Source organism: Streptomyces hyaluromycini (assembly GCF_002217755.1).
In the GTDB taxonomy this organism is placed as follows: Bacteria; Actinomycetota; Actinomycetes; order Streptomycetales; family Streptomycetaceae; genus Streptomyces; species Streptomyces hyaluromycini.
Window position 1 is genome coordinate 130,325 of record NZ_BCFL01000028.1, and the last position, 19,967, is coordinate 150,291.

Below are 19,967 nucleotides of genomic sequence, written 5' to 3' on the forward strand. Positions count from 1 at the left end.
TCTCGTAGGTTCACACGAGCGGGCCTGCGGCGCTGGCCTGCACGAATCGCCAGTAGAATCCGAACTGTCGGCGTCGACCGAACCCGAACGCAGCGGCGAGACAGCCGAGGCCCACACCCGGATCTTGGAGGCCGCCGTGACCGCGCTCGGCGTCCTCACCGAGAACGACCTCGACGAGATGGAGCAGCAGCACATCGCCGAGGTGTCCGGTCTGCCGAAGCCGGGGGATCAGTCATGACCATTCCGACGAGGAGCGCCGGTCATGACCATCCGAAGTGCGGCGCGAAGAAGCGGCAGGCGGAAGGGCTGTGCGAGCGGCCGGCCGGGCGGGGGACGTCGCATCCGGGGACGGGGCGCTGCAGGTTGCATGGCGGGTCGACGCGGACGCAGTCGGTTGGGGCGGAGCGGGAGGTGTTGGAGGCGCAGGCGCGGACGTTGTTCGAGAGGGTGGCGCCGGAGGTTGTGCCGGTGGACAACCCGCTTGAGGCGTATCAGATGTTCGCTGGCCGGGTAATGGCGTGGCTTGCGCTGATGGAGCAGTTGCTGACGGATCTGGAGTCGCCGCGGTATCGGGGGGCGACGGCGGAGCAGATCCGGGGTGAGGTGCTGCTGTATGAGCGGGCGATGGATCGGGCGAATGCGGTGTTGTCGTCCTACGCGAAATTGAACATTGATGAGCGTCTAGTCCGGCTTTCCGAGGAGCAGGCGAACATCCTGGTTTCTGTGATCAAGGCGGGTCTGAATGCGGCGGGGGTGACTCCGCAGCAGCGGGAGTTGGCCCATGCGGAGATCGCGCGGCAGCTGCGTGTGGTGCGGTCGACCGAGGGCGAGGTGCGTGATGCCGGGTGATGGGATCACGTTGCGGGGTTTGCAGGGTGCGATCGCGTTGGTGTCGGCGGCGCAGGCGGGGCTGGAGGTTCCGCAGGAGCAGCTGTTGGGCGATACCCCGCCGGAGGAGGCGTTGCGGGCGTTGACGGGCCTTGCGGCCGCTTTCCTGGGGCTCGCACCGGGGGCGCCTTGGGAGGCTCTGCGGTCCGTTGGTGGCCTTGCTGCCCGGTTCGAGACGGAAGGCACGGTGGAGTGATGGGGGCGCCGTTCCCGGGCGGTCGTGCGGCGCGGGATGACCGCCCGGCCCCGGTGCCGCTATGGGACGGCGTGGGGGTGCCGGGGGCGCTCTGCGAGGAACTCACGGCCGCCTTGGATCGATTGGAGGCGTATGAGCGTGGTACGCCGCCTCCTCGGCGCCTGGGTGGGCTCACGCGAGGGACGTGGGCGGTGCGGGATGTGGTGAGGGCGGCTGCTGTGCAGTTCCGGGCGCAGCAGGAAGCCCATGCGGCTACCGCGGCCGCAACCGGCCCGGTGGTCGCGGTTCTTGCGCCTGCGCAACCAAGATCACAGTCGCGTCCAGAGGAACTCACGACCGAGCAGGCCGCGACGATCCTCCGGGTGACTGAGGCCCGTGTGCGTCAGCTGGCAGCAGCTGGGGCGGTCGAGGGCCGTAAGACGAGCCGGAATGTGTGGCTTCTGACCCCGGAGAGCGTGCGTGCCGACCGCGATGCAAGGGGTAACCGGCATGGCCACCAGGAACGCACCGAACATCGGGCAGCAGCTCGCCGAGGCGCAGCGTGAAGCGCGCGACCTGCGTATCGAGCTGGACCGGGCGGAGGGCGAACTCGCCCAGGCCCTCGAAGCCAAGGACTACGAGGCCGCGGCGGCCCTGAAGCGGAAGGCCGACGATGTCCGCCCGCACGTGCTGCTGGCGGAGGCGCAGGTGTCGGCTGTGCAGTCGACGGTGGCCGCGCTCGCCGAGCACCAGCGGCAGGAGAACGCGGCGGCGGCGGAGAAGGAACGCCAGGAGCGCGCACAGGCCATCCAGGCGGAGGCCAGGGCAGCGGAACAGCAGGCGCTGGAGGAGTCGGCGCGCCTGTTCGACGAGGCGAAGGCCGGTGTCGGCAAGCTCCGCGACCTACTGAAGCAGGCTCTCCTCGTCGAACAGCAGGCCGGCCACCACCGGCAGACCGCCTACCAGGCCCGTGTGGATGTCGGACTGGAGGCGCCCAGCATGTACGGCATCTCACGGCCGAACTACGTACAGGCCGGTGTGGATGAGTCCCGGCTGCTCACGGACATCTTCCGGCACATCGACTGACCGCCGGGGCCGCGCGTCATACGGGCGTCAAAGTCGCCGCAGCGGATGTCGTGGTGCTCACTGCTGTGGAGCCAAGGGCAGAGAGCGGGTCTTTCCTCCTTTCACCTGCTGTGACCTGTCCTGCGCCATCGGCGGCGCGCGGCCCAACACCCTCACGCCCTCAACTTCCCCACTGCCTTTCGAGCAGCCGAGGAGCCGACCATGACCAACCAACCGCGTTCCCCGTACCCGAACCCGTGGGCGCAGGCCCGCCGGATCGCCGAGGAGTGGGAAGAAGCCGGCCGCGATGGCGCAGACCGGCAGACCCAGATCGCTCGCGTGAAGGCGGCGCGTGCTCGCCGGGCGGCGGCCCTGTCGGAGGCGCGGATCAAGGCCGCGGTCGACAAGGCTGTGCGCGAGACGCTGGCGGCGCCCGGGTTCGCCGAGTCCCTCGGCCAGCTCGCCCAGGCTGCGGTGCCCGCGCAAGCAGCTCCCCAGGTCCCGGAGAAGCCGTTGCACGAGATGACGGCCGAGGAGTGGGACGCGCACCGTCAGGCGTACTGGGCCGACCGGCTGCCGAACCACAGCCGGCCGATGACGATCAGCGACCTGGTTGGCGGCCGGTACGAGGGGGACGAGGCGTAGGGCGCGGCCTATCGCTCGTCATCTCAGCCCGGCCGCCCGCCGACGGGCCGCCGAGGGGCCTGCGTGTACTGTCCTGCCGAGCTGCGACTCAGTAAATCTGACCAGGGGAGATAGGGAGGCGTGTGAACACGTGCACGACCGCGAAGGGTATTCCGTGCCGAAATCCACTCATGGTTTGGTACGGCATCGGTCCTCACCCCCTAGTCTGCGAGCGCCACGCCACCCCGGAACAGAAGGCCGCGTCAACGGCGGCGCTAGACATCCCTGTCGACATCGCTCGCGCTGACCCCGCTGCGGTGTTTCCCGGGGTGTCCATCACGCCGCAACGGCTCATCTGCGAAGTCATGAGGGGGTGGGCGGCCAAGATCCGTGGCACGAACGAGGAGTACGTGTACGCGCGCACGTTCCTCAACCGAAGCCGTAATCAGCCTTACGGTTGGCCGCTGCCTGGCAACGGCTTGTACGAGTGTCGGGAGATCGGCCCGTATGGCAAGTTCTCGTGCTTCTTCGTGGTCAAGGGCACGTTCCGCAGCAAGGTGCAGCTGGTGACCCCGGAGGAAGCCACGCGGATCGCTGGCCGGATGGGACCACAGCCCTCGGAGTGATGCCGGACCGGGCGCAACCCTGGCCGTGGAACACTCCCTTCGTGAAACTCCCTCGCGACCCCCGCTACTGGATCACCCTGGTGACGCTCGCGGTCATAGCCGCCGGAGCTGCTCTCGTCGTAGGCGCCGCCTTCGATGGCTGGACGCTGGGGCTTGGAACTCGTGACCGGGCGGTCACCGTGAACACGGCCCTGGTGATCTACACCTGTCTTCTGACCGCCGTAGCCGCCATCGTGGCACTGTGGGCCTACCGGTCCGCCACCGGCCGCCCCGCCCTAGACATCGAGATCACGTTCAACTTCAGCTTCCCGAACGAGCCCGTCTTCGTAGCGGAACGCGACGAGGACGAGGTCACGGCGTGGCGAAAACTGCAGAGCTTCAAGCAGACATGGGCGACGGTGACGCTGAACAACGCGAGCGAGTACGCTGGCAAGAACCCGGGTGTCCGGATTCAGCTAGAGGGACTGGGCAGCCTCGGACCGCAAGAGGGCTGGCAAACGGTCACCTTTGTGTCCTCCGTGGGGATCACGGCGATTCAGTGGGACGGCGGAACCGACAGCATCGTTCACGGGCAGTGGTCGCGGGCACTGCCAACACTCGATTTCAGTAACGTCCTTGAGCTCGTGCCTGGTGGCACTGCCCTCGTCGTCACCATCGTGGCGGATGGCGTCGCACCGCTTGTCAGAAAGTTTCCGGTCCGCGTTCTGGACCAAGACGAGTACAGCGTTTACACGGAGCAGCGAGCCCAGCGGCTGACGTAGGGGTAAAGCTCCCCCCTCGTCGGCTGTGGGTGTCTTGCCCACGAGCCGCCCGTCTTGATTGCGCGATCGTGTAACCCTGGGCGAACCGTTGCTCGGACGGCAACGGTTGCGGGCCCGCTCAGCTACGGTGTCGGGCCGTCTTCGTGGTCGGTCTCCGACTGCTCCGACCGGAGGGCCAGTTCCCGCAGCACGTCTGCCGACGTGATGTCGGTTTCTCCGGCGTCGTGGTACTCGGCGAGTTGGAGAAACGCTGAGGCGAAGGCTGCTGCAATGTACTGAAGAGGCACACTGAGCTGTCGGTTCAACTCGGTGGAGAACTGCTCATCTGTCCAGTTCCGCTCAATCCGAAGCGGCGGCAAGCAATCTGTTAGAAGTTCCCCCATGATGCCGGACTGGTCGTCTGCTTCTGGGTTGCGCACATGTTCTTGTGCTTGGGTCAGCACGCCCACGACGCGCTTCATCACTTCGTCGAACTCCATGTGCTCCATGGCGAGGGCCTAGACGTGGCAACGCCCCGCCCTGGTGATGTCCAACGGGCGGGGACCTGGGGACCATGTTCGCGGCGCCGGGAAGAAGGTCCCGGCAGCGGGAAGCTTCCTGCGATCCCAGGAAGTTGCAGGTCGTCCTGGTTGCGGGATCTCGTAACCGCTGGTCAGAAGGCTGGACGGACGTTATAAACGTCCAGGTCCCCGACCGGGTGTAGCTGACCGTGTCATAAAACTACGCCGATCCGTACACCAGCCCACGGGTCGGCCCCGGCCGGATGCACCTACGGCCGGGGCCTGGGACCCGCCCGCCCCCTGGTACATGGGGTGCAGGGACGGGCGGGCGATCGAGTGACGGCTGGGGCTACAGGGTGGTCGTCCAGGACCCGCGGGAGAAAGTGGTCGTGCCGTCCGTGTTGATGGCCACCTGGGCCCCGTACACCGGCAGTCCGCCCTCACGGTTGAGGCGGTGCCGGATCTTCTCCAGGACGTCCCACAGTCGGCGCGGGCCGCCCTGATGCACGGTTGGTGAGTCGAGGAAGCCGGACGCGGTAGCGCGGGCCCACGACCCGTCCTGGTGGAGCAGCCATACGGTGCGCTCGTCTCCTTCCTGGGTGACGCGGTGGTCGATGCCGGGGGCCAGGAGTTCGAGCATCGACATCACCTCCCAGGAGTCCGGCACGTACAGCAGCGGGTACCGGCTGGTGCTCACCTGGTCGCCGTCGGCGGCCAGCGCCTTCTCCCACACCTCCCCGGTGGTGTGTTCGTAGTCGTCACCGTGGCGGGTGCGCATGAAGCCGGCCGCGTCCGGAGCGATCCGGCCCTTCGCTCCGCCGTCGCCTGTCTTGTCCGCGACGAGGACCAGACCGGTCCCCGCGATCGTGGTGACGAGGCGCCCGCCGGGGCGGAGGGCTGCCAGCCACGAGGCTGGGATCGGTCGCACGGACACCGTGGACACGATCCGGTCGAACGCACCGGGTAGCGGGCCTGTGATGTCCGCGGCGGCCATCTGCGGGTTCAGGCCGATCGACGTGAGCCGTTCGGCGGCCACGTCGACGAGGTGCGGGTCCACGTCCACGCTGGTCACCATCTGGTCGCCGAGCCGCCTGCACAGCAGCGCGGTGCCGTAGCCGGTACCTGTAGTCACCAGGACCCGCGACTCATCGGTGATCATCGCGTGCCGGTACATCGAGACGACCAGGCCGGGCAGCGTCGACGACGAGGTGGGCTTCCCCTCCGTGATGGCTCCCGGTTCGGCGACGTCGGCGTGCACCGGGCCGATGCGGGTCACCAGGGTCCGGTTCGCGTAGGCCGCCCGCATCCATGCCTCGGGATCGGCCTCGCCGTCGTGTAACTCCCAGGCTCCGTCGCTGTTCTCCCACCAGTGCGGTACGAACACGTGCCGCGGGGTGCTGGCGAGGGGTTCGTGCCAGTGTGAGTCGGGCCGGACCACGTCAGCCGCCAGGCGCCGTGCGTAAGTCTGCCAGTCCATCGGGGTCTCCTAGTCGTCGTATGACGGTTCGCAGGCGGGCGTCTCGGCCGGGGAGCAGTCCGAACCGTCCTGGTCGGGGTTGCACGCCGTGACCTGCCTTCCGGGCGACGGCATGCACGAGTCCTCGTCGGGCGTGCACGCGGCCCGGTGCCGCCGCGGGATGGTCGCGGCGACCTCCGCCCACCGGGCGCTGCTGAACACCGCGGCCAGGGGGCCAGCCTTGGCGTCGCCGGCGGGCAGGAAACGGCCGAGTACGCAGGGCGTGACCGTGCCGTCCGGCAGGATCGCGGCCTTGCCGTCCGCGCAGCGTCCGCACAGCTCCGACGTGGACGGGATCGGGATGCCTGTCTTGGCCGCGTTGCCGACGGCGCGCACGTTGTCGACGTGCACCCGGTGCACGCCGAGCGCCTGCATCTCGGCGAGGGCCTCCTGGGAGCGCTGGCCGTCCCGCATGTGGATGATGCCGACCTTCACCAGGATCCCTCGGCGAGCGGCCTCGACGATGTTGGCCCGGGTCGAGTCGTGGGAGCCCACCCGGCCGGTGATCGCGTCGTGCTCGGCGGGGTCGTCGGAGTAGTACGACGTCCCGAGGCTCACCTGCGGGCGGGAGAACAGCGCCCAGTGCTCGCGCCGGACCCGGTAGAGGTTGCTGAACACCTGCACCCGCAAGCCTGCGCCCAGGGCGTGTTCGACGAGGTCGCCGAAGGCGGGGTGAAGGGTGGGTTCGCCGCCGATGAACTGCACGGTCTTCGTCCCGCCGGCGGCGGCCTGGTCGAGGACGCGCTTCCAGTCGTCGGCGGTCATGCTGCCATGGTCCCGCGTCGGACCAGCCTCCGCGTAGCAGTGGGACCCGCACGTGAGTTGGCAGCGGCCCGTGATTTCCAGTTCGAGGAACTCAGGGGTTCCCACACGGGCGGGGTGTTCGGGGGCGATCGTCATAGCGCGTATTCCTCCCGTTTTGGATGTGGCGTCCTCGCTCGGGGCGCCGGACCTCCCGCGTCACGGAGCGGGAGGGGACTCAGAAGCCGGCGTGATGGCACGCCGGCCGGACAGGCGGCGACCGAATGGCGGCTATCTCTTGCCGCCGACGGCCGGGACCTCGCCGGACGGCGAATCAACCAGGCCGTCCGAGAGCGGCCTGAGGCCGCGCAGCCGAATGTGCACCGGGCAGGCGTACCGACTGACCTGACGGCTCCCCGAGCCCTGATCCTCCACGTGGATCAGCCGCACGTTCGCGGTGTAGCCCCGGCACTAGGCGCAGAACCCGAACGCCGGCATCACGCGCCGCCGAGGTTCTCGTAGTGGTCGCACAGGGCTTTCACTGACCAGGCGAGTTTCATCGCCACCGTCATCTGTCCGGGGCTGTTGTAGCCAGGGACCAACCCCAGGCGCATGCGGGCCTCCCGGGTGCAGGCCAGGGCGCACGCGCTCGGGATGTCACCGGCCGGGAACGAGCGGGTCTTGGCCTCGATGGTGGGGATGAGTTCCTCGATCTGCCCGCGCAGTGCGCTGCTCAGCGTCTTCACCTGGTCGGCGGGAATGGGGCGGGCGTCCGGTGCGAGAAACCGGTGCGCGGTTCTACGCATGGTCTCGATGCCCGGCGCGAGCTGCTGCTGTGTCTCAGTCATGGACGCGTCCGCGGTCATTCCTGCACCCCCGCGCGGAAGCGGTAGCCGCCCGGGCCGAGCGCCGCGGCGAGGACGGCCGGATCCGTGAGGACACCGGACCCGTCCGGGTGGTTCAGCCACAGGTGCCCGAACAGCATCCGGCCGGCTGGCGGACAGTCCAGAGTCCAGCCAGACGGCTTGACGGACACCGCACGGACGTCCGCGAGTTCCTCGGCGGCATCGAGGGGGACCAGCCACCATGCGCTGTCGCCCTGGCCGTCAGCGAGGACGGGCCCACGCTTCCCTTCCGTGATGCGGGTGAGGGCCGGCATGGTGTCGATGAGCCGAGCGGTGGCGACGAGCCAGTGCGCGCCGGACGCTATGGGGGCCAGGATGTCTTTCGCCCAGGCTTCACGGACAAGTTCGGGGTGCGGGGCGCAGTTGGACAGCCACGTGTCCCCGGCCTCGTACCGCAGGGCGGTGCTGGTGGGTTGGGCCATGCCCAGGACCGTAGGTAGGGCGATTGCGCAGCCGCAGAGCGATTGCGCCGGATTGCGCGCGCCGGAATGGCGGTTGCCGCCGGTTGCTACGACAGGTGCAGAGCGGCGCTCGCGCGGCCGATCAGCCGGTGTGCCGTCGGCCCGTAGACCGCGGACTCGGCGAGCCAGTTCCACGCCTTCTCGTACAGGGCGATGGACTCCTCGTCGTCCAGCCACATCTCCGTCGACAAGGTCTCGACGATGACGAGGCGCTGGTCATAGATCCAAAAGCCGTGGGACGGGGAGCGCTTCAGCTCAGCGGCGAACGGGATGATCCCGAGTTCCACGGTGTCGATGCCGATCATCGAGCGGAGCCGGTCCAGTTGAGCGGCCATGACCTCCCGCGGGGCATTCAGCGCGTACAGGGCGCCCTCCCACAGCAGGATCCGGAAGGACCGCTCGGGCTCGTACAGGGCCTGCTGGCGGCGCATGCGCGCCCGTACCGCGTCCTCGATGTCCACGTCCGGGACGTCGCGGAAGCGGGCGTTCGCCGTGAACACGGCCCGCGCGTACTCCGGGGTCTGGAGCAAGCCCGGGACCCGGATGACCTCGACGGCGCGGAGCAGCGTGGTCTGCTCGGTCTCGACGAGGCCCTGCTCCTGGCGGGCGCGATGCCCGTTGGCGTACTGCCGGCGCAGCGACCGGTACCGGGTCTCCAGCCCAGCAAGACGTCCGGCGAGCTCGGCGGTCGCCTCGGGGCGGCCGACGGCTTCGGCCCACAGCTGGAGGTCGTCGCGGCTGGGAGTCTGTTTGCCGTTCTCCAGCCGCGAGACCTTCGAGCGCTGCCAGCCGAGCCGTTCGGCGATCCCCTTGCCGTCGTAGCCGGCCTCGGTGCGTAGCTCCCGCATGCGTGCCCCGAGGGACACGCGCCCGGATTGGTAGTCCGTGCTCACACCATGGAACGTACCTGCTCGGCGAAGTCGACGGCAGGGATCGCGTGATGCCAGGCGGCATCCCGTGCCTGACATGCGGCGAGCACCTCGGCGGGGTCTTCGGACCGGATCACGCCGAGGGTGGCGTCGTCCCCGTCGAACACGAACCGGAGCAGGGTGCGGGAGTCGATGAGCCAGAAGTCGAAGTCGGGCAGGCCGAGCCGTTCGGCGTCGCTGCGCCACAGATAGCGGATCTCGTCGCCGACGGCCACGTTGCTCGGTGCCCGGGTCAGCAGGAAACGCTGCCCCTCGGTGGGCGGGTCGTCGACGAGGCGGACACGGCCGAACGTCTTTCCCTGGGCGGTCTGTTCGGCGACGTTCCGGCGCCACGCGTCCGGCTCGTCGTGGGCGACGTCCTCGCCGGCGTGCCAGCGTGCCCACGCCTCGCTGCGCCGGTCGGTGGCGTAACCGCGACGGGTCTCCAGCCGCCAGGCGGTGTGCTTGAAGTCGGAGAAGACGTGGGCGACCTGGACGAACGGGATCACGCCCGTGGGCTCGTGGCGCGGCGCGAACCGGGTGAGCAGGTCACGGGGGACGCGGACGAACGTCTCGGACGGCTTGACGTCCCGCAGCTGTACGAGGTGTGCGGGGTCGGTCTCGCGGTCGCCCTGGACGAGGATCTCGTCGGTGCCCTCGATCTCGTACAGGGTCGGGCAGTCGCCGCCGTCGCTGGTCGTGCCAAGGAACCTGAGCGTCATCACGCCTCCGTCGCCTGGTGGTTGGGTGTTCAGGATGCGCGGGATGGCGCGAAGACGCCGAAGGATTGCGACAGATTGCGAACCTATTGCTGGTCCGGGGCATTGCGTGCAATCGCAGCTACAGGCGGTCCTCGTCCTCAAGACGCTCGATCACATTGACGACTTCCTGCAGCATGCTCCGGAACTCCTCTTGGGTGGGCTCGGCGCGGGCGAAGCGATTGTTCCGATCCCGGTCCGCCTGCACGTAGTAGTCCACCGGCAGGCCGAGCCAGCCGTAACGACGCATGGTCAGTACGAGTGCTGTGGCCTCCGAGACTTCGTGCCGCCGCGGCGATCATCCTCGATGAGTTGCAGCAGCCGCATGCACTGGTCGTATAGCCAGCGCCGGGCAAAGGCGCGTCGCTCCGTGGCTTGCGCTTCGGCGGCAGCTGCGTCAGAGCCGCGCCGGTCCTGTGTGGCGATCAGAAGAGCGACGGCGACGGCGATGATGGCGGCGACGGACTGGGCTACGCCAGCGGCATCCCCTCTTTGCCAGCCGTGCGGTGGCCACGCCACGAAGGCGGCCGCCGCGACGGTGACGGCGACCGAACCGGCGAGGACGGCGGAGTCTTGTCTGTTCACGCTGGGATCATCGCCCCCGGCGGGGCGTGGCGAGAGCGATTCACTGAAATCGGGCAGGGGTCTAACCGCATAAGGGGTGCAGTTTGGTTGCTCTGACGTGCAGTGATGCGCCCCGATGGCACGTGCTTGGCACAGCGCTTGCCTCAAGGCAGACCCGTCTACACTTGGGCGCAGAGCCTGCCGGTAAACAACGGACAACCTCACTGGTCCGGAGTAGTCCAGGTGGTTGCCGCAGTGGACGCATGCTGTCGTTTAGGCATGGCTATGGCCGCTTTGATCGTCTCTATAGCGTCTGCGCTCGGTGCCCTCGGGTCGTTGATCGTTGCGCAGAAGGCCTTCGGCTTCAGCGAGAAGGCGCGCGAGGAGACGCTGAACCTAAATAAGCGAGACCTGTTCCTGACACTGCACGAGAAGCTCTGCACGGCGGACCAACTGTGGGGCCGACGGGTCATCAGGGAGAAGATCAATAGCCCACAGGAAGCGGAGCAGTTGCGAGCGTCCGGTCATCCTGACGGACAAGCCGCAGCAGGCGCCTTGGCCATGCTCGACATGCTGAGCTTGTACGTCGACAAAGGCTTCGTGGAGAAGGACCTCGTCCTTGAAGAATGGGGTCACGTGCTTGCCGACCTTGACGGCAACGCAACCATCTTCATCGGGAACCGCGCCGCCAACCGCGACCGGAAACCGTGGGTGCATTTCCAGGACTTCTCCGCCGATGCTGTGAAGTGGGCGCGAGTGAACCCACGGTAGGGCTTCGCGACATCGCAGAAACCCTTCGCGGAGCGGTTGTAAGAACCGCGCACGGAGGCTTCTTCAGCCAGCGCCGTCGAGGTAGGCCTGCACGGGCCGGTACAGGCCGCGCGGCACATACTGGGGGACCTCGTCGCGGGCTGCCCAGGTGGCGGCGAACACCTCCCGAGGCGAGGCGGGATACGCGGTTCCCTCAAGAACTGTGCATGCCACGTACACGATGAGCCGGCCGGTGTCCGGGTGGATTCGCTCGCCGAGGACGCGTGCGGCCTTCACGGTGAGGCCTGTCTCTTCGAGCGTCTCCCGGACCGCCGCCTGCTCGGCGGTCTCGCCAGTCTCGACGGTGCCGCCGGGCAATGCCCAGAGGAGGTCACCCTCGGGGTTGCTGCGGCGGATCAGGAGGAGACGGCCCCCGTCGAGGATGACGGCCATAGCTACAGCTGGATCTCCGCTCACGCCCCTGATCTACCCGGTCTCGAACCCCTACATCGAGTGATCTTGGTGTGCGGCGTCCTGGGCAGCATGCATCCATGCCTGGTAGCCCAGCTGATCAACCACCACCTCCGCCCGGATGCATGTGGATCGACGAGGCAGCCAATCGCATGGGCGTAAGGAAGGCCACGCTCTACAAGTGGAGGCAGGCGGGCAAAGGGCCAACGTCTTTCCAGGTCGCCCGCCGGATCGTCTCCCGCATCGCCGACCTGGACGCGTACATCGAATGCCAGTATCAGGCGGCCATTAAGCCCGACCCGCAGCACGAGTACGACGCCCGACCACCGGAACCGCGGCACCCTCGACGAGGACCGAGGCGGCCCTCTTGACCTCGAAGCCCCGCCAGCTTCGCCGCCCTCGGTGGCAATACATCCTCACCATCGCATGGTGCGATGCGGGCGGTGTCGACCGCATGGTCACTGAGACCGGAACATGCGGGCCGCCACCCGGGCGGTCGCGATGTCCTTTCGAGAGTTAGGGAGGGAGGCGGCGAAGGGGAGGCCAACACCCCGGGCGCTGCCCTCCCGAGGGGGAGTAGGGCCGCGGTCATCGCATGGGGAACTGGGCGGGCACTCAGGCACCCGCGCCGAGGACGACAGCGCCACCGGCCGCACGCCAGATGGTGTGCTCCAGCGTGCGGAGGCGGGACTCGTGATCGGCGACGTCCTTGCCGACGTCGGAGAGGGCCGGGCCGATGGTGCGGTGTGGTCAGACCTTGCAGAAGTTGAGGCCCTTGAGCGCCTCGTTGATCTGCTTGCCCTGCGCCTCGGTGGTCGTGACGTCCTTGTAGGTGAAGCGCTGGGAAGCGGCCCAGTCAGCCTTGTCGCTGTCGAGTGCGCTGCACTGGTTACGCGCGGCGTCGATGGCCTTGTCCTCGTACTTCACGATGCCCGGGTTGGCTGCGGCAAGGGCGCGTAGGAGTTCGGCGCGCATGACCGCGCTCGGCTCGGGCGGGATACCGACGGCCTTCTCGGCGGCGCTGATGTCGGCGCTGGGCTTGCTGGGCGCGCTGGTCTTCGGCTCGGCAGCGTCGGTTTTGCTGTCGCTGCTGCAGCCGACGAGGGTGATGGCGAGCGCGGCCGTGATGGCAGCGATGGTGGTGCGGGCTCTCATGGTCCCCCCAAGGGTGTGCGGGTGCTGTGCGAACTCTAGGCGCCGTCGCGCTGGGTACAGGGAGGTACCTCGGTCGCATGAACGATGCAGAAAGCCCCCGTCCTCGGCGGCCGAGGCGGGGGCCATCGTGCTGGGAGGCCGCGGTCAGAAACCGCGCGGCACCTCCCGGTTGAGGTGTGCGGCGACAGGCTCCCAGCCACCCTCCGGGGTGAACCCGAGTTTGGCGAGCTCCGCGCCGAACGCGTCGATGATGTCGACGTGGGTGATCCGGCCGACGCCTCCCGGCACTGGCCGGCCGCACAGGACGGCGCACACGGTGCCGATCAGGTTGGTCACGTCGTCCTAGTGCCCGTTCTCCCACAGCCACCCCACCGCCTCGCACACCTTGGTGCTGGGGCGGAATCCGTCGGCCCTGTGCTCAATCTCGGCGGCCTCGTACTGGCCGAGGCCGTGCAAGGCAGTCGCCAGGATGTCGCTGGGCACGGCGATGTGACCGTAGGGGATGGCAGGCTGCTGGGCCATGCGGTGTGCTCCTTCGTGTCGATGCGCGCTGCACGGTGCTGTTCAAGGGCAGCAGGCGAGGGCGGGTCAGCGGGCGCCGTTGTCGTAAGTCCGCCGCCACGAGTTGTGCGCGCGTCGGCCGAGGCGCAGCCGGAGCCGGTGACCGTGGCAGCGCGGGCACGTCCGCGGCTTCCCGAACCGCTCGACCTCGCCCGTGCCCTGGCACCGCCGGCACTTCCCGAACGGCTTCACGGCGCACAGCACTGCCTGGCCGCTGAGCCAGACGACAAGGCCTGCCATCGCAACCAGCATGGGTGTCAATCCCCCTCGGGGCGGCGGTGGCAGCTGGAGGCGAGGCGGCTGGCGGCGCGCTGGCGGAGGGGGCGCGAAGCGTGCGGCGGTTGGCGCGGCGCTCACGGCGAACGAGAGAGTGCGTCACAGCGGACTCCTGTTGCGATCAGGTGGTTCCGTCAGGCCCCGTTCCGGTGTTGACGCACCGGGCGGGGCCGCTTGTGTTGTGGGCGGGTTTCCTTGCCGACAACTCCACTCTAGGGAACATCATGTTCCATCGTCAATAGCCACACCCATGGACATTGCTGCAAGTCTGAGTAACTTCATGTTCCATGACGATGGATGGAACACTATGTGCCATGGACAAGCGATCACTGACGCAGGTGGCGGAGCGATTCCGGGACGCCGAGCGGCGGACCGACATCCTTCGGCAGGAGCTGGCCGCTGCCATCCGCCAGGCAGACACCGACGGGGTCGCCCAGAAGGACATCTGCGAGGCGACCGGCTACACCCGGCAGCAGGTGCGTCGCATCGTGCTCGCCGGCGAAGGGGCCCAGGACGCCGAGACGGCCGCCGAATCCTGACGAGACGGCGGCCATCTCACATTCGTCTCACGGACTCGCGGAAGAGCGCAGGTCGGAGTGCACGCGACCTGCGCTCTCTGGACTGTACCGACGGCTCGGACCCCTCATGGACGCCGGGTAAACTCCGTACACGTGACTTCAGCCGCGCCCGCCAAGCCCCGCATTCCGAACGTCCTCGCCGGACGCTACGCCTCCGCCGAGCTCGCCACGCTCTGGTCGCCCGAGCAGAAGGTGAAGCTCGAACGGCAGCTCTGGCTCGCCGTGCTGCGGGCCCAGAAGGACCTCGGGATCGAGGTGCCGGACGCGGCGATCGCCGACTACGAGCGGGTCCTCGACACCGTGGACCTGGCCTCCATCGCCGAGCGCGAGAAGGTCACCCGGCACGACGTGAAGGCGCGGATCGAGGAGTTCAACGCCCTCGCCGGGCACGAGCACGTGCACAAGGGCATGACCTCCCGGGACCTGACGGAGAACGTCGAGCAGCTGCAGATCCGGCTCTCGCTGGAGCTGATGCGGGACCGCACGGTGGCCGTGCTGGCGCGGCTGGGCAAGCTGGCCGGCGAGTACGCCGAGCTGGTCATGGCCGGCCGCTCCCACAACGTGGCCGCGCAGGCCACCACCCTCGGCAAGCGCTTCGCGACCGCCGCCGACGAGCTGCTGGTCGCCCACGGCCGGGTCGAGGAACTGCTCGGGCGCTACCCGCTGCGCGGCATCAAGGGCCCGGTCGGCACCGCCCAGGACATGCTGGACCTGCTGGGCGGGGACGCGGCGAAGCTGGCCGAGCTGGAGAACCGGATCGCGCGGCACCTCGGCTTCTCGCAGGCGTTCACCTCGGTCGGCCAGGTCTACCCGCGCTCGCTGGACTACGAGGTGGTGACCGCGCTCGTACAGCTGGCGGCCGCCCCCTCCTCCCTGGCCAAGACGATCCGGCTGATGGCCGGGCACGAGCTGGTCACCGAGGGCTTCAAGCCGGGTCAGGTCGGCTCCTCGGCGATGCCGCACAAGATGAACACGCGGTCCTGCGAGCGCGTCAACGGCCTCATGGTGATCCTGCGCGGCTACGCCTCGATGACCGGCGAGCTGGCGGGCGACCAGTGGAACGAGGGCGACGTGTCCTGCTCGGTGGTGCGCCGGGTGGCCCTGCCGGACGCCTTCTTCGCGCTCGACGGCCTCCTGGAGACCTTCCTGACGGTCCTCGACGAGTTCGGCGCCTTCCCGGCCGTCATCGCCCGGGAGCTGGACCGCTACCTCCCGTTCCTCGCCACCACCAAGGTGCTGATGGGCGCGGTGCGCGCGGGTGTCGGCCGTGAGGTCGCCCATGAGGCGATCAAGGAGAACGCCGTCGCCACCGCGCTCGCGATGCGCGAGCAGGGTGCCGAGCGCAACGACCTGCTCGACAAGCTCGCCGCCGACGAGCGGCTGCCGCTGGACCGCGAGCAGCTGGCGGCACTGATGGCCGACAAGCTGTCCTTCACGGGCGCGGCCGCCGCCCAGGTCGGTGTCGTCGCCGGCCGGATCGAGGAGCTCGTCAAGCAGTACCCGGAGGCCGCCGGTTACACCCCCGGAGCGATCCTCTGAGCCGCTTCACGGCGGCGGAACTGGAGGCCGCCCGCGATCGTCTCGTCCCGGACGTGCTCGCGGACGGCCTCGACGTCCTGTTCTGCGGGATCAACCCCGGCCTGATGACGGCGGCCACCGGCCACCACTTCGCCCGTCCCGGCAACCGCTTCTGGCCGGTCCTGCACCTGTCCGGCTTCACCCCGAGGCTGCTGAAGCCCGCGGAACAGGGTGAGTTGCTGTCGTACGGGCTCGGCATCACGAACGTGGTGGCGCGGGCGACCGCGCGGGCCGACGAACTGACGGCCGAGGAGTACGCGGAGGGCGGCCGGCTGCTGACAGCGAAGGTCGGGCGGGCCCGGCCGAGCTGGCTGGCGGTGGTGGGCGTCACGGCCTACCGGGCCGCCTTCGCCGACCGCAAGGCCCAAGTGGGGCCACAGGAGCGGACGATCGGGGACACCCGGGTGTGGGTGCTGCCGAACCCCAGCGGGCTGAACGCGCACTGGACGCCGGCAACGATGGCGGAGGAGTTCGGACGGCTGCGGGTGGCGGCGGAGGGTTAGCGCGGGCGTCAGGCGTCCCGGCGCCGGATGCTCCACGCTCCCGCCAGCAGCGCGGCGCCCGCCCACAGTGCCGTCACCGCAAGCCCGCTCCACGGCCCCAGGGGGCCGTCCCACGTCTCCTGGAACACCACCTGGCCTGCTCTGCCCGGCAGAACATCCGCCACGGAGCCGAACACGTCGCCGATCACGAACGACACGATCAGCAGGAGCGGGATCAGGATGCCGAGGGTCGCGGTCCCGCTCCGCAGCACGGCCGTGAGCCCCGCCGCGAACAGGGCCATCAGCGTCAGGTAGGCGCCACAGCCCAGCGCGGCGCGCAGCCCTTCCGGCCAGCTCGGCCCGGCTGTTCCGAGCAGGAACCTGCCCAGCACGAGGGTGACGAGCCCGGTGACCAGTCCTACGGCGAGTACGGGCAGCGCGATCGCCGTGGCCTTCGCCGCGAACCAGCGCCGTCGGTCGGGCACCGCGGAGAGGGTGAGGCGCAGGGCGGCGCCCCGGAACTCTGACGAGACGGCCGTCGCGCCGAAGGTGACCGCCGCGATCTGTCCGAGGGACACGCCGGCGAAAGCGGAGAAAAGCGGGTCGGAGCCGCCGGAGCCGGCCGCCGAGAGCGCGGAGCACGCGACGGTGGCGGGCAGGACGGCGCACAGAGTGCCGACGAGCGAGCGGAGCGTACGGATCTTGATCCACTCGGCGTGGAGCACGGGCTGGAACGGCACGGTCAGGCCTCCTGGTGGTGCTGTGCGGTGAACTCGGCCTCCGCCGCAGTCAGATCGAGGTAGGCCTCTTCCAGGGTGGCCTCCTCCTGGGTGAGTTCGAGGACGGGGACAGCCGCGTCGGCCAGCAGGCGACCGAGGTCCTCCACGCGCGCGTGCCGTACCGTCCAGACCCCGTCCGCGTCACGCGCCGCGTCCTGACCGTGCCGGGCGAGCAGTTCGGCGAGCCGTTCGTCGTCGGTGGTGCGGACCCTCGCCGCGGGCCGCACGCGCGCGTGGATGAAGTCCCGCACCGGGGTGTCGGCCAGGAGCCGGCCGCGGCCGAGGACGATCAGGTGGTCCGCGAAAGTCGCCGTCTCGTTCATGAGATGGCTGGAGACCAGCACCGTGCGGCCTTCCGCCGCAAGTCGGCGCAGCAGACCGCGGATCCAGACGATGCCTTCGGGATCGAGGCCGTTGGAGGGTTCGTCGAGCAGCACCACCTCGGGATCGCCGAGCAGGGCGGCGGCGATCCCGAGCCGCTGGCGCATGCCCAGGGAATACGTGCGCACCCGGCGCCGGGCGACGGGCGCCAGTCCCGTCTCCGCCAGCAGTTCGTCGATCCGGCCGGCCGGGATGCGGTTGCTCGCCGCGAGGACGCGCAGGTGGTCGCGTCCGGTGCGCGAGCCGTGCGCGGCGTCGGCGTCGAGCAGGGCGCCCACCCGGCGCAGGGGCGCGCGGAGTTCGGAGTACGGCCGCCCGCCGATCGTGGCTGTTCCGGAGGTGGCGTGGTCGAGGCCGAGGAGGAGCCGCAGGGTGGTGGACTTGCCGGCGCCGTTGGGGCCCAGGAAGCCGGTGACGAGGCCGGGGCGGACGGCGAAGGTGAGGTGGTCCACGGCCCGGCGGCCCCCGTACTCCTTGGTGAGGTCGTGCACCTCGATGCTGGTCATGCCGACAGCCTCGCCGGGCAAGGGGGTTGGGATCCTCCCCCGCCGGTGGAGATCGCCTCCCCCGCTCGGGGGAGGGCCGTTGTCAGTGGGGCCTGCCACGATGTCCGCATGGCCCGCTTTCTCCGCCCGCTGCTACGGGGGACGACCTACACGCGCCTGCTGCATCTGTGGGTGCCGTTGCTCGTCGTCGCTCTGTGGCTCTTCATCGACCCGTCGACGCCGTGGGTGCCCGCGCTGCTGCTGATCCCGGTCGGGCTGATCCCCGCCGTGCGCCGGGGCGAGGGCGTGCAGGCGCGGCTGCTGCTCACCCCGGGCGAGGAGGAGTCGGGGATCTCGGAGACGCCGTCGGCGACCTGGCGGGACCGAGGGCGCACGGTGCTGTGGCTGGAGGCGCGGATGCTCCTCGGCTCGGCGGGCGCGCTGGCTTCGGTGTGGCTTCCGGCCATCGCCTTCGACCTCGGCAGACTCGCCGCCGGGCAGGTACCCGGCGGCGTCCCGTTCCTCGACACAGCGCGGCCGCACTGGGCCTACGCCCTGCTGATCCCGGTCCCGCTGATCGCCCTCTACGGGGCCGTCGTCAGCTTCGGGGAGCTGGTCACAGGGCTGGCCCGGCGGTTGCTCGGGCCGTCCGCCGCCGAGCGGCTCGCGGCGCTGGAGGAACGCACCGAGCAGCTGCTGGAACGCACGCGTATCGCGCGCGAGCTGCACGACTCCATCGGACACGCGCTGACGGTGGCGGTGGTGCAGGCGGGCGCGGCCCGGGCGGCGGGCGACCCCGAGTTCACCGACCGGGCGCTGGCCGCCATCGAGGAGACCGGCCGGAGCGCGCTGGAGGATCTGGAGCGGGTGCTGGGCGTGCTGCGCGAGTCCCGGCAGCCGGTGAGCGGGCGGCCCACGCTCGCCGACGCCGACCGGCTCCTGGAGTCCGCGCGCGCCTCGGGCGCCAAGGTGGACGCCGAGGTCACCGGCCCCCTGGAAGCTGTACCGGGGCCGGTCTCCCGGGAGGGCTACCGCATCCTGCAGGAGGCACTCACCAATGTGCTGCGGCACGCGGGGGCCGTGCCCGTGCGGGTCCGGATGACCGTGGCCCACGGAATGCTGGACCTCGAAGTCCGCAATCCGCTTCCGGGCGCGATACCCAGGCCCGGGCGGGGCAGCGGACTGCGCGGGATCCGCGAGCGGGTGGCTCTGCTCGGGGGCCGCGCGCGTACCGGACCGGACGAGGGCGACTGGCAGGTGCACGCCGAACTGCCGGTCGGTTGATCTACGCTGACCGGATGCCGGTCACCGTCCTGCTCGTCGACGACGAACCCCTCGTACGCGCGGGCCTGCGGGCCGTGCTGGAGGCACAGCCCGACATCGAGGTGGTCGGGGAGGCGGCGGACGGGGCGGCGGTGATCCCACTGGTGCGGCAACTGCGGCCGGACGTGGTCGCGATGGACGTACGCATGCCGCTGCTGGACGGGATCGAGGCCACCCGCGCGGTGCTGCGCACGGTCGCCGAGCCACCGAAGATCCTCGTGGTGACGACGTTCGAGGACGACGAGTACGTGTACGAGGCGCTGCGCGCGGGCGCCGACGGGTTTCTGCTGAAGCGGGCCCGGCCGGCCGAGATCGTGCACGCGGTGCGGCTGGTCGCCGAGGGCGAGTCCTTGCTCTTCCCGGCATCGGTGCGGCAGCTCGCCGGCCGATACGGCCAGGGCCAAGGACGAGACGGCCTGGAGTGGGCGCGGCTGACCGAGCGGGAGGCCGAGGTGCTGCGGCTCATGACGCAGGGGCTGGCCAATGCCGAGATCGCCGGGCGGCTCGTCGTCGGAACCGAGACCGTGAAGTCCCATGTGGGGGCCGTGCTGGCCAAGCTCGGGGTGCGGGACCGCACTCAGGCGGTGATCGCGGCGTACGAATCAGGCTTCGTCACGCCCCGCTGATCGCGGATCTCCGGCAGATCGGAGGCGTCC

General features: G+C 69.6%; 28 protein-coding genes. 12 read left to right on the plus strand and 16 right to left on the minus strand.

The genetic code is table 11. The features are described from left to right. The first annotated feature begins 234 nt into the window (after window positions 1–234). From SSP29_RS38035 to SSP29_RS38060, 5 genes are all read left to right on the plus strand, one after another. Window positions 235–849, plus strand: a complete 615-nt coding sequence (locus SSP29_RS38035; protein WP_089105480.1) for a hypothetical protein — start codon at window positions 235–237, stop codon at window positions 847–849. A 724-nt stretch (window positions 850–1,573) separates the two neighbouring features. Continuing rightward, complete coding sequence (locus tag SSP29_RS38045; protein WP_089105482.1) at window positions 1,574–2,149, plus strand: hypothetical protein; 576 nt, start codon at window positions 1,574–1,576, stop codon at window positions 2,147–2,149. Between the two features lie 201 nt (window positions 2,150–2,350). Continuing rightward, entirely contained in the window at window positions 2,351–2,773 is a 423-nt protein-coding gene (locus SSP29_RS38050) for a hypothetical protein (protein WP_089105483.1), read from the plus strand. 122 nt (window positions 2,774–2,895) lie between these two features. Beyond that, window positions 2,896–3,378, plus strand: coding sequence for a hypothetical protein (locus tag SSP29_RS59405; protein WP_218036958.1), 483 nt, complete (start codon window positions 2,896–2,898; stop codon window positions 3,376–3,378). A gap of 41 nt (window positions 3,379–3,419) precedes the next feature. Then, entirely contained in the window at window positions 3,420–4,139 is a 720-nt protein-coding gene (locus SSP29_RS38060; protein WP_145969002.1) for a hypothetical protein, read from the plus strand. Between the two features lie 122 nt (window positions 4,140–4,261). Here SSP29_RS38060 and SSP29_RS38065 read toward each other — a convergent pair whose 3' ends face one another. From SSP29_RS38065 to SSP29_RS38100, 9 genes are all read right to left on the minus strand, one after another. Continuing rightward, window positions 4,262–4,627, minus strand: coding sequence for a hypothetical protein (locus tag SSP29_RS38065; protein ID WP_167450095.1), 366 nt, complete (start codon window positions 4,625–4,627; stop codon window positions 4,262–4,264). Window positions 4,628–4,988: 361 nt separating this feature from the next. Then, window positions 4,989–6,116, minus strand: coding sequence for a methyltransferase domain-containing protein (locus SSP29_RS38070; RefSeq protein ID WP_089105487.1), 1,128 nt, complete (start codon window positions 6,114–6,116; stop codon window positions 4,989–4,991). A gap of 9 nt (window positions 6,117–6,125) precedes the next feature. Next, window positions 6,126–7,055, minus strand: coding sequence for a radical SAM protein (locus SSP29_RS38075; protein ID WP_089105488.1), 930 nt, complete (start codon window positions 7,053–7,055; stop codon window positions 6,126–6,128). 338 nt (window positions 7,056–7,393) lie between these two features. After that, the gene (locus SSP29_RS38080; protein ID WP_089105489.1) at window positions 7,394–7,744 is read right to left on the minus strand and encodes a DUF6415 family natural product biosynthesis protein; all 351 of its coding nucleotides are present in this window, start codon (window positions 7,742–7,744) and stop codon (window positions 7,394–7,396) included. A 14-nt stretch (window positions 7,745–7,758) separates the two neighbouring features. Continuing rightward, window positions 7,759–8,223 carry a hypothetical protein gene (locus SSP29_RS38085; protein WP_089105490.1) on the minus strand — a complete coding sequence of 155 codons (465 nt, stop codon included), beginning with the start codon at window positions 8,221–8,223 and terminating at the stop codon, window positions 7,759–7,761. 86 nt (window positions 8,224–8,309) lie between these two features. Then, on the minus strand, window positions 8,310–9,155 hold the full coding sequence (locus SSP29_RS38090) for a helix-turn-helix domain-containing protein (RefSeq protein ID WP_089105491.1): 846 nt from the start codon (window positions 9,153–9,155) through the stop codon (window positions 8,310–8,312). Further along, window positions 9,152–9,892: a DUF6879 family protein gene (locus SSP29_RS38095; protein WP_089105492.1), complete on the minus strand. Its 741-nt coding sequence runs from the start codon at window positions 9,890–9,892 to the stop codon at window positions 9,152–9,154. Before SSP29_RS38095 ends, SSP29_RS38090 begins: the two co-directional genes overlap by 4 nt. Before the next feature lie 118 nt (window positions 9,893–10,010). Continuing rightward, window positions 10,011–10,178 (minus strand): hypothetical protein, encoded by a 168-nt coding sequence (locus tag SSP29_RS58810; RefSeq protein ID WP_167450096.1) that lies wholly within the window; start codon window positions 10,176–10,178, stop codon window positions 10,011–10,013. Between the two features lie 2 nt (window positions 10,179–10,180). Then, on the minus strand, window positions 10,181–10,513 hold the full coding sequence (locus tag SSP29_RS38100; protein ID WP_089105493.1) for a hypothetical protein: 333 nt from the start codon (window positions 10,511–10,513) through the stop codon (window positions 10,181–10,183). A gap of 258 nt (window positions 10,514–10,771) precedes the next feature. Here SSP29_RS38100 and SSP29_RS38105 point away from each other — a divergent pair, with 258 nt between their 5' ends. Further along, the gene (locus SSP29_RS38105) at window positions 10,772–11,263 is read left to right on the plus strand and encodes a hypothetical protein (RefSeq protein ID WP_089105494.1); all 492 of its coding nucleotides are present in this window, start codon (window positions 10,772–10,774) and stop codon (window positions 11,261–11,263) included. Window positions 11,264–11,326: 63 nt separating this feature from the next. Here the strand turns inward: SSP29_RS38105 and SSP29_RS38110 are convergent, their stop codons facing one another. Next, complete coding sequence (locus SSP29_RS38110) at window positions 11,327–11,695, minus strand: NUDIX hydrolase (protein ID WP_089105495.1); 369 nt, start codon at window positions 11,693–11,695, stop codon at window positions 11,327–11,329. A 143-nt stretch (window positions 11,696–11,838) separates the two neighbouring features. Here SSP29_RS38110 and SSP29_RS61380 point away from each other — a divergent pair, with 143 nt between their 5' ends. Then, entirely contained in the window at window positions 11,839–12,084 is a 246-nt protein-coding gene (locus SSP29_RS61380) for a helix-turn-helix transcriptional regulator (RefSeq protein WP_167450097.1), read from the plus strand. Window positions 12,085–12,463: 379 nt separating this feature from the next. Here the strand turns inward: SSP29_RS61380 and SSP29_RS38115 are convergent, their stop codons facing one another. The 4 genes from SSP29_RS38115 to SSP29_RS38130 form a co-directional block, all read right to left on the minus strand. Beyond that, window positions 12,464–12,868, minus strand: a complete 405-nt coding sequence (locus tag SSP29_RS38115; protein ID WP_089105496.1) for a hypothetical protein — start codon at window positions 12,866–12,868, stop codon at window positions 12,464–12,466. Between the two features lie 144 nt (window positions 12,869–13,012). Beyond that, window positions 13,013–13,204 carry a hypothetical protein gene (locus SSP29_RS38120; RefSeq protein ID WP_089105497.1) on the minus strand — a complete coding sequence of 64 codons (192 nt, stop codon included), beginning with the start codon at window positions 13,202–13,204 and terminating at the stop codon, window positions 13,013–13,015. 6 nt (window positions 13,205–13,210) lie between these two features. Continuing rightward, complete coding sequence (locus SSP29_RS38125) at window positions 13,211–13,390, minus strand: hypothetical protein (RefSeq protein ID WP_089105498.1); 180 nt, start codon at window positions 13,388–13,390, stop codon at window positions 13,211–13,213. Window positions 13,391–13,456: 66 nt separating this feature from the next. After that, complete coding sequence (locus tag SSP29_RS38130) at window positions 13,457–13,669, minus strand: hypothetical protein (protein ID WP_150135686.1); 213 nt, start codon at window positions 13,667–13,669, stop codon at window positions 13,457–13,459. 350 nt (window positions 13,670–14,019) lie between these two features. Between SSP29_RS38130 and SSP29_RS38135 the strand changes: the two genes are divergently transcribed. The 3 genes from SSP29_RS38135 (at window position 14,020) to mug (ending at window position 16,364) form a co-directional block, all read left to right on the plus strand. Beyond that, window positions 14,020–14,244, plus strand: coding sequence for a hypothetical protein (locus SSP29_RS38135; protein ID WP_089105500.1), 225 nt, complete (start codon window positions 14,020–14,022; stop codon window positions 14,242–14,244). 132 nt (window positions 14,245–14,376) lie between these two features. Then, window positions 14,377–15,822: an adenylosuccinate lyase gene (gene purB / locus SSP29_RS38140; RefSeq protein ID WP_089105501.1), complete on the plus strand. Its 1,446-nt coding sequence runs from the start codon at window positions 14,377–14,379 to the stop codon at window positions 15,820–15,822. After that, the gene (gene mug / locus SSP29_RS38145) at window positions 15,819–16,364 is read left to right on the plus strand and encodes a G/U mismatch-specific DNA glycosylase (RefSeq protein WP_089105502.1); all 546 of its coding nucleotides are present in this window, start codon (window positions 15,819–15,821) and stop codon (window positions 16,362–16,364) included. The genes purB and mug overlap by 4 nt, the downstream gene beginning before the upstream one ends. 8 nt (window positions 16,365–16,372) lie before the next feature. On the opposite strand, the gene SSP29_RS38150 is transcribed toward mug, so the two are convergent. Both SSP29_RS38150 and SSP29_RS38155 read right to left on the minus strand, forming a co-directional pair. After that, on the minus strand, window positions 16,373–17,083 hold the full coding sequence (locus SSP29_RS38150; RefSeq protein ID WP_089105503.1) for an ABC transporter permease: 711 nt from the start codon (window positions 17,081–17,083) through the stop codon (window positions 16,373–16,375). A 2-nt stretch (window positions 17,084–17,085) separates the two neighbouring features. Next, on the minus strand, window positions 17,086–18,009 hold the full coding sequence (locus SSP29_RS38155) for an ABC transporter ATP-binding protein (RefSeq protein WP_089105504.1): 924 nt from the start codon (window positions 18,007–18,009) through the stop codon (window positions 17,086–17,088). A 108-nt stretch (window positions 18,010–18,117) separates the two neighbouring features. Here SSP29_RS38155 and SSP29_RS38160 point away from each other — a divergent pair, with 108 nt between their 5' ends. Together SSP29_RS38160 and SSP29_RS38165 are read left to right on the plus strand one after the other, a co-directional pair. After that, window positions 18,118–19,272 (plus strand): sensor histidine kinase, encoded by a 1,155-nt coding sequence (locus SSP29_RS38160; protein ID WP_089105505.1) that lies wholly within the window; start codon window positions 18,118–18,120, stop codon window positions 19,270–19,272. Between the two features lie 14 nt (window positions 19,273–19,286). Beyond that, window positions 19,287–19,937: a response regulator transcription factor gene (locus SSP29_RS38165; protein WP_089105506.1), complete on the plus strand. Its 651-nt coding sequence runs from the start codon at window positions 19,287–19,289 to the stop codon at window positions 19,935–19,937. Window positions 19,938–19,967 lie beyond the last annotated feature (30 nt).

Coding starts and splice junctions, on each gene's coding strand:
- SSP29_RS38035 (WP_089105480.1), top strand. CDS start 235: ATGACCATTCCGACGAGGAGCGCCGGTCATGACCATCCGAAGTGCGGC.
- SSP29_RS38045 (WP_089105482.1), top strand. CDS start 1,574: ATGGCCACCAGGAACGCACCGAACATCGGGCAGCAGCTCGCCGAGGCG.
- SSP29_RS38050 (WP_089105483.1), top strand. CDS start 2,351: ATGACCAACCAACCGCGTTCCCCGTACCCGAACCCGTGGGCGCAGGCC.
- SSP29_RS38065 (WP_167450095.1), bottom strand. CDS start 4,627: ATGGAGCACATGGAGTTCGACGAAGTGATGAAGCGCGTCGTGGGCGTG.
- SSP29_RS38070 (WP_089105487.1), bottom strand. CDS start 6,116: ATGGACTGGCAGACTTACGCACGGCGCCTGGCGGCTGACGTGGTCCGG.
- SSP29_RS38075 (WP_089105488.1), bottom strand. CDS start 7,055: ATGACGATCGCCCCCGAACACCCCGCCCGTGTGGGAACCCCTGAGTTC.
- SSP29_RS38080 (WP_089105489.1), bottom strand. CDS start 7,744: ATGACTGAGACACAGCAGCAGCTCGCGCCGGGCATCGAGACCATGCGT.
- SSP29_RS38085 (WP_089105490.1), bottom strand. CDS start 8,223: ATGGCCCAACCCACCAGCACCGCCCTGCGGTACGAGGCCGGGGACACG.
- SSP29_RS38095 (WP_089105492.1), bottom strand. CDS start 9,892: ATGACGCTCAGGTTCCTTGGCACGACCAGCGACGGCGGCGACTGCCCG.
- SSP29_RS58810 (WP_167450096.1), bottom strand. CDS start 10,178: ATGCGTCGTTACGGCTGGCTCGGCCTGCCGGTGGACTACTACGTGCAG.
- SSP29_RS38105 (WP_089105494.1), top strand. CDS start 10,772: ATGGCTATGGCCGCTTTGATCGTCTCTATAGCGTCTGCGCTCGGTGCC.
- SSP29_RS38110 (WP_089105495.1), bottom strand. CDS start 11,695: ATGGCCGTCATCCTCGACGGGGGCCGTCTCCTCCTGATCCGCCGCAGC.
- SSP29_RS61380 (WP_167450097.1), top strand. CDS start 11,839: ATGTGGATCGACGAGGCAGCCAATCGCATGGGCGTAAGGAAGGCCACG.
- SSP29_RS38115 (WP_089105496.1), bottom strand. CDS start 12,868: ATGAGAGCCCGCACCACCATCGCTGCCATCACGGCCGCGCTCGCCATC.
- SSP29_RS38125 (WP_089105498.1), bottom strand. CDS start 13,390: ATGGCCCAGCAGCCTGCCATCCCCTACGGTCACATCGCCGTGCCCAGC.
- SSP29_RS38130 (WP_150135686.1), bottom strand. CDS start 13,669: ATGGCAGGCCTTGTCGTCTGGCTCAGCGGCCAGGCAGTGCTGTGCGCC.
- SSP29_RS38135 (WP_089105500.1), top strand. CDS start 14,020: ATGGACAAGCGATCACTGACGCAGGTGGCGGAGCGATTCCGGGACGCC.
- SSP29_RS38155 (WP_089105504.1), bottom strand. CDS start 18,009: ATGACCAGCATCGAGGTGCACGACCTCACCAAGGAGTACGGGGGCCGC.
- SSP29_RS38160 (WP_089105505.1), top strand. CDS start 18,118: ATGGCCCGCTTTCTCCGCCCGCTGCTACGGGGGACGACCTACACGCGC.
- SSP29_RS38165 (WP_089105506.1), top strand. CDS start 19,287: ATGCCGGTCACCGTCCTGCTCGTCGACGACGAACCCCTCGTACGCGCG.